Source organism: Luteimonas sp. 8-5, from assembly GCF_029763755.1.
In the GTDB taxonomy this organism is placed as follows: Bacteria; Pseudomonadota; Gammaproteobacteria; order Xanthomonadales; family Xanthomonadaceae; genus Cognatiluteimonas.
This window is the reverse complement of the sequence record NZ_JARUVM010000189.1, coordinates 1-407: the sequence shown is the minus strand read 5'-3', so window position 1 is coordinate 407 and position 407 is coordinate 1. Positions and strand designations below refer to the sequence as shown.

Here is a 407-nt window from a genome sequence, read left to right as displayed (position 1 = left end):
GGCAAGAGCACGCTGATCGGGCGGTTGCTGCACGACACGAAGCTGCTGCTGGACGACCAGGTCAGCGCGCTGGAAAGCGACAGCAAGCGCTTTGGCACCCAGAACGGCGAGATCGACTTCGCCCTGCTGGTCGACGGCCTGGCCGCCGAGCGCGAACAGGGCATCACCATCGACGTGGCCTACCGGTTCTTCGGCACCGACAAGCGCAAGTTCATCGTCGCCGACTGCCCCGGCCACGAGCAGTACACGCGCAACATGGCCACCGGTGCGTCCACCGCGGACCTGGCGGTGGTGCTGGTGGACGCGCGCAAGGGCCTGCTGACCCAGACCCGGCGGCACAGCTACATCGTCTCGCTGCTGGGCATCCGGCACGTGTTGCTGGCGGTGAACAAGATGGACCTGGTCGA

1 protein-coding gene is annotated in these 407 nt (G+C 66.8%); it reads left to right on the top strand.

Annotation, left to right across the window (positions count from 1 at the left end; translation table 11 throughout):
* On the top strand, positions 1-407 hold a 407-nt coding region (locus QAA18_RS12860; protein WP_279413491.1), incomplete at both ends, for a GTP-binding protein.